The organism is Citricoccus sp., assembly GCF_035445025.1.
In the GTDB taxonomy this organism is placed as follows: domain Bacteria; phylum Actinomycetota; class Actinomycetes; order Actinomycetales; family Micrococcaceae; genus Citricoccus.
Genome location: NZ_DAOMPX010000088.1, coordinates 1 through 6397, shown reverse-complemented (window position 1 = coordinate 6397; position 6397 = coordinate 1). Strand labels below are relative to the sequence as shown.

At 75.0% G+C, this 6397-nt stretch carries 4 protein-coding genes; 1 reads left to right on the top strand and 3 read right to left on the bottom strand.

Annotation, left to right across the window (positions count from 1 at the left end):
* Positions 1-1401, top strand: a 1401-nt coding sequence (locus tag PLJ28_RS14505; RefSeq protein WP_324590304.1) for a UDP-glucose dehydrogenase family protein, incomplete at its 5' end; no start/stop codon positions are given.
* Positions 1402-1448: 47 nt separating this feature from the next.
* Here the strand turns inward: PLJ28_RS14505 and PLJ28_RS14500 are convergent.
* Genes PLJ28_RS14500 through PLJ28_RS14490 form a run of 3 tightly spaced genes read right to left on the bottom strand, consistent with a single transcriptional unit; the run spans position 1449 to position 6108 of the window.
* Positions 1449-2645: a thiamine-phosphate kinase gene (locus PLJ28_RS14500; protein ID WP_324590303.1), complete on the bottom strand. Its 1197-nt coding sequence runs from the start codon at positions 2643-2645 to the stop codon at positions 1449-1451.
* Positions 2642-4360 carry a GTPase gene (locus PLJ28_RS14495; protein ID WP_324590302.1) on the bottom strand — a complete coding sequence of 573 codons (1719 nt, stop codon included), beginning with the start codon at positions 4358-4360 and terminating at the stop codon, positions 2642-2644. Before PLJ28_RS14495 ends, PLJ28_RS14500 begins: the two co-directional genes overlap by 4 nt.
* On the bottom strand, positions 4357-6108 hold the full coding sequence (locus tag PLJ28_RS14490) for a dynamin family protein (protein ID WP_324590305.1): 1752 nt from the start codon (positions 6106-6108) through the stop codon (positions 4357-4359). The genes PLJ28_RS14495 and PLJ28_RS14490 overlap by 4 nt, the downstream gene beginning before the upstream one ends.
* Positions 6109-6397 lie beyond the last annotated feature (289 nt).

Genomic DNA, 6397 nt, shown 5'->3' with positions numbered 1-6397 from the left:
TCGGTGGTGGGGACGGGGTATCTGGGGGCGACGCATGCGGCGTGCATGGCGGAGCTGGGGTTCGAGGTGGTGGGGCTGGACATCGACCCGGCCAAGGTCGAGGCCCTGTCCAGGGGTGAGTTGCCGTTCCACGAGCCCGGGCTGCCGGAGCTGCTCGTCAAGCACGTGCGCTCGGGCCGGTTGCGGTTCACCACCTCCTACGCCGAGGTCGGTGCGTGGGCCGATGTGCACTTCATCGGGGTGGGCACCCCGCAGAAGCCCGGTGAGAGCGCGGCGGACATGCGCTACGTGGATGCGGCCGCGGTGTCCCTGGCCGAGCACATCAGCCAGGACGCGCTGATCGTGGGCAAGTCCACCGTCCCGGTCGGCACCGCCGAACGCCTGGCCACCCTGATCGCCGACACCCGCGCCGCCACCGGGATGCCCGGGGCGGTTCAGCTGGCCTGGAACCCGGAGTTCCTCCGCGAGGGCTTCGCCGTGGCCGACACCCTGACCCCGGACCGCCTCGTCGTCGGGGTCACCTCCGCCCACGCCGAGCAGGTGCTGCGTGAGGTGTACGCACAGGCGCTGGCCGCCGGGACCCCGTGGATTGCCACGGACTACGCGACCGCGGAGCTGGTCAAGGTCGCCGCGAACGCGTTCCTGGCCACGAAGATCTCCTTCATCAACGCCTTCAGTGAGATCACCGAGCACGTCGGCGGGGACATCGGCACCCTGGCCGACGCGATCGGCCACGACCCCAGGATCGGCCGGCGCTTCCTGAACGCCGGGGTCGGGTTCGGCGGGGGCTGCCTGCCCAAGGACATCCGCGCCCTGCAGGCGAGGGTGAGCGAGCTCGGCCTGGACCGCACCATGCGCTTTTTGGCCGAGATGGACGACATCAACCTGCGCCGCCGCGACAAGGTCGTGGACCTGGCCGTCCAGGTCCTCTCCCACACCCTGCACGGGGCACCCCGGCGGGCACCCAACGGCGGGGCCGGGCACACCCCGGACCCGGTCTCCGTCCAGGTCCTGAACGGGGCGCGGATCGCGATCCTCGGGGTCACCTTCAAGCCCGACTCCGACGACGTGCGCGACTCCCCCGCCCTGGACGTGGCCAACCGGCTCTACACCGCCGGGGCCGACGTGGCCGTCTACGACCCGAAGGGCAACCCCAACGCCGCCGCCCGGTTCCCCCGACTGGACTACGTGAACACCAGCCAGGCGGCCCTGACCGGGGCCGACCTGGTCATCCTGCTCACCGAATGGGACGAGTTCAAGGCCCTGGACCCCACCCACGTCGCCACCCTCATGAACCGGCCCACCATCATCGACGCCCGCAACGTCCTGGACCCCTCCACCTGGCGCCAGGCCGGCTTCACCCACGCCGCCCTCGGCCACCGCTTCGACCCCGCGCAGTGACCGCCGGGCACTGAACCCCATCCCCTCTGGAGCGCCACCGGTGCGGTTCAGCCGTCCCGGGCGAAGTGGTCCCAGCCGCCCTGGTCCTGAGCCATCCCGGACCCCTCCTGCGGCCACTCCACCGGGCCGGCCCCCGGACCGGCGCCGCCACCGTCCCCGGTGACCCCGGGCAGGTCGCCGGGGAGGAGGCGGCCGACGCGCCGGAAGCCGTGGGGGATCCGGGTGCGCGCCGGCAGGACGGCGAGCAGTCCGTAGTCCTCACCCCCGGCCGTCACCCAGTCCCGGGCGTCCTGGCCCAGCGCTCGCGCCAGGGGGTCCAGCACGGCGGCGTCGGAGCGCACCCAGTCCGGATCCAGCTCGACGCGGCGGCCGTTCACCAGCGCCAGCCGCCCGGCGTCCTTGGCCACGCCGTCCGAGACGTCCATCATGGCCAGGGCCCCGGCCTCGGCGGCACGTCGTCCCGCCCCGAGCACGGGGCGCGGGCGCAACTGGGCCGTCGCGGCCCGGGCGGCCAGCCGCCGGACTCCAGGGGCGCCCCTCCGGAGCCGGTCCAGGAGCTCCTCCCGGGAGGTGTCCAGCACCGCGAGTCCGGCGGCGGCCCAGCCGGCCCGCCCGCACAGTACGAGGTCCACGGGGTCCGCCGCGGACACCGTGGGCGTCATCGCGCGCCGGACCGCGGGGCGGCCGCCGAGGTCTCCGGTGGCCGTGATGGCCAGGGTGATCCGGTCGTCCGAGCCCAGGTCCCCGCCCACGACCCGGCACCGCCGGGCCCCCAGGCGCCTCACGGCCCCGGCGATCCCGGCGGCGAGACCGTCGATCCAGGACACCCCCGTGGTGTGCGGCATGGTCAGGGCCAGCAGCAGCCCGGTGGCGTCCGCCCCCATCGCGTTCATGTCCGACAGGTTCTGGGCCGCCGCCTTCCAGCCGATCGAGTACCCCCCGGCGAAACCCCGGACGTCGTCCCCGCCCCCGCCACGGGATGCCCCGCAGGAGACGGCCGGCCAGTCCAGGCGGAAGTCCCGGTCCTGCGCCATGGCGTCGGTGGAGATGACGAACCGTCCGTCCGGGGCGGACACCACCGCGGCGTCGTCCCCGGGCCCCACCGTACCCTCGGGCCAGTCCCCCGCGGCCGGCAGGACGGCGAAGCGGCGGTTCAGGATGCGCAGGATCCCGGCCTCACCGAGGCCGCCGACCGTCCGGTCCCCCGTGCTGCCCCGCGACCGCGCCTGCTGACCGGTGCTCAATGCCGCCCGCTGGCCGCCGCCAGCGCCTCCCGGAACCGCCCGTAGCGGTTGATCTCCTGGCGCACCGGTTCTGCGATCCGCTGGGCGGCGACCTCGGCGATCGCCGCACGCAACCGGCGTCGGGCCCGCTGGGCACGAGCCCGGGCGCCCAGGCGCACCAGCGGGGCCGCGAGCAGGGCCAGCAGGATGCCGAAGGCCAGCCCGCCGGCCGCCAGCAGGGTGGGGATGGGGAACCCCTCCACGTCCGGGGCGGGGGGCAGGTCGAACTGGAGGTAGACCGCCAGGGCCAGGACCCCGAGCCAGGCCAGTCCGGCCACGGCCGCCAGCAGGGCGAGCCACTGCAGGACATTGACGAGATGCCACCACCAGGAGGTGGCACCGGCCCGGAGATCGGTCGAGGTGATGGCCTGGTCGAGCTCATCGGGCAGCTGCTCCGCGTGGCTGCGGGCGGCCCGGCGGATCGAGGACCGCCAGGAGTCCGGCGCGCCCTCGCTGGCCGAGTCGGCGAAGGCCCGGACCGCCCCGTCCGCCTGGGCCCGCTGGGCCGGGCTGCGCTCGGGCAGGGACGTGCGGTGCAGACGGGGGTCGTCGGCGCCGGACGTGGCCCCGGGGGCGGCACCCTCACCGCGGCGCAGGCCCAGCCGGCGCAACGGGTCCTGGCGCACGCGGGCCATCCACCGCACCACGGGCCAACCGGTGCGCCGGCCCCCCTCGAGACGGTAGGACTGGGCAACGGCCCGGACCACGGTGGAGGCTCCCGAGGCCTCGGCCAGGGCGTCCACGAGCCGGGACTCGGCCCCCTTGCCGACGCCGGCCGGCACGCCTCCGGCGTCCTCGGACCCCAGTGCGCGGGCGGCGGTCCGCACGTCGGACAGCAGTCGTTCGGTGGCGGCCGAGCGCTGGGCGGCCACCTCGGCGATGGCGGTCCGCACGGCGTCGACACCGGCCCCCGTGGTGGCCGAGGCCGGGTAGACGGGGACGCGGACCAGTCCGTCCCGGGCCAGCAGGTCCTTCAGCGAGGCCACGACCCGCTCGACATCCGGACCGGCAAGGCGATCCACCTGGTTGAGCACCACGAGGGTGACGGCCCGGTGTGCGGCCAGGGGTTCCAGGAACTCCCGGTGCAGCGCGGCGTCGGCGTACTTCTGGGGATCCACCACCCAGACCAGCACATCCACCTGGCCCACGAGCCGCTGGACGGTCCTGCGGTGACCGGCCGCGATCGAGTCGAAGTCCGGGAGGTCGAGCAGGATCAACCCGCCCGACTCCCGCCGCCGACCCCACCACGTGGTCAGGTCGGTGCCGGCGGCCGGCCCGTCCAGGACGTGCCGCTGGTTCACCTCGAGCCAGTCGAGCAGGGGGCCGGCGCCCTCGGCACCCCACACCGCGGCCATGGGCTCCGAGGTGGTCGGGCGGGTGGCGGCGGCCCGGGCCAGAGCGTGGCCGGTGACGGCGTTGAACAGGCTGGACTTCCCCGACCCGGTGGCGCCGAAGAAGCCGACGACCGTGTGCTCCGCCGAGAGCCGGCGGCGCTGGCCGGCGTGGTCCACCACCTGGCGGGCGGCCGCGAGCGCCTGGTCGGGCAACCGGCCCTCCCCCAGGTCCGTGGCCGTCCCGAGGGCGGCCAGCTTGCGGTCCAGGGGTGTCCCGTCCCGGGGCGCCGGTACGTCGCGCAGGTCCTGTCCGTCGCGCAGGTCCCGTCCGTCGCGGCTCATGCCCCGGCCTCCCCGGTCACGGAGGTGCCGGAGCCGCCGAGCCGGCGCAGTCCGGGGACCAGCGCCCGCAGGTGCGCCGTCTCCTCGTCCTCACGGACCTCGTCCAGCAGGACGGTGAAGCGCCGGGCGTCATGGACCAGCAGGTCGCTGACCCGCTGCGCCAGGTTCTGCTGCGAGCGCCGGGCCAGGCGGCGCACGGCGTCCTCGCCGAAGATCGACTCCAGCAGCTTCTGGGCCACCACAGCGGTTCCGCCGGCGATCCCGACCTCGATGCCGAGCAGCCCTCCGGTGGACGCGAAGGACACGATCATCAGGGTCACCGCCACTCCGTTCACGCCCAGGGCGGTCACGCGGGCCATGGTGCGCTTGCCCGCGCCCTCGTCCTCGATGAGCCGGATCAGGTCCTGCTGCCAGCCGCGGATCTCGGCGGCGGCCCGGTCCGGGAAGTCCTCCGGCACCCGGGACAGGTCCCGGCCCTCGAGCAGTGCCCGGCCGGCGGCGTCCTGACGCCAGCGGTCCTCCGACTCCTCGGCGGCGGCGGCCACCTGTTCCACGAGCACGGCGTGCAGTCCGGTCTCGATGGCGGTCTCGACCGCCTCGGGTGGCGCGGGCCGGCCGGTCAGGAAGGCGGTGATCCGGTCCCTCAGGCGCCCGATGCCGGATTCCAGGGACCGGAAGAACTCGCCCGTGCCCACGAAGTCCTGCCAGCGGCTGAGCACCTCTCCGCGCAGCAGGGTGCCGTCGTGGGTGGCCGCCAGCACCCCCTCCCGGGCCTGTCCGTAGGCCGATTCCACGGCACCGGTCAGCCGTGCGGCCGCCTCGCGCTGGTCGTCCTCGGCCTGGGCGATGCCCTCGGCCTTGTCCGCGAGCTGCCGCACCACCCCGTTGAGGGTGCGGCGGGCCACCTCGGACCGGGAGCCGGCGTCGTGGGCTATGGCGGCCAGCCACTGCTGGAGCGGCGCGGCGGTACCGGCCGGCAGCATGCCGTCCGCGTCCAGTGGTGACTCGGTGACGACGAACAGCTCGGCCCCGCCCAGTCCACGCCGGCCCAGCAGTGCGGACAGGTCGGTGGCCACCTCGTCCTCGACTCCGGCCGGCACCCGGTCCAGGACGACGGCGACCGTGATGTCCCGGGCGGCCGCGTCCAGCAGCAGTTCCCACGGCACCGCGTCCGCGTAGCGGTTGGCGGTGGTGACAAAGATCCACAGGTCCGCCGCCGAGAGCAGCTGCGCGGCCAGCCGCCGGTTCTCGTCCGCGATGGAATCGATGTCCGGGGCATCCAGCAGGGCCAGTCCGGGGGGCAGCTGCGGTTCGGCGACCATCACGAGGGTGTCCGTGGCCTGGGGGTCGGGGTCCACGCCCGCCCGCTCGGCCGGCGGCCGCGCACCGGGATCGGCGCGGTGGCCGGTGGTCCGGGAGAGCCCGGGCAGAACCCGAGCGGTGGTGAACCACTCTACGTCGTCCGGGTGGTGCAGCAGGATCGGCTGCCGCGTGGTGGGGCGGATGGCACCGGCCCGGGTCACGGGGTGGCCCACCAGGGCGTTGACCAGGGTCGACTTCCCGGCCCCGGTGGATCCCCCGACGACGGCCAGCAGCGGGGCGTCGAGGCTGCGGTAGCGCGGCAGGACGTAGTCGTCGAGCTGGCCGACGGCGGACCGGCGGACGGCCTCCGTGTCCGCGGCCCCGTCGACGGCCAGGGGGAGGCGGACCGCATCCAGTTCCGTCCGGAGCCGGCCCAGGAGGTCCACGGCCTCGGCGGCGATCCGGGGGGCGGCGTCCGCGGAACCGCCCGCTGCGGGGACCGGCGCCTCCGGTGCGACCGGCAGTCCTGCCCCCGGGGATCCTGCCAGTGGCTCGTCCGGGGAACCGGCGTCGGGGGCTGCTGGCGTGAAGGGTGTGCTCACCACCCCATCATGACACCCGGGACGGAGGTGCCGGGGAACGCAAGAGGCCCGGTCCTGATGGACCGGGCCTCTTGCTCGTGGTGACCCCAGCGGGATTCGAACCCGCGTTACCGCCGTGAGAGGGCGGCGTACT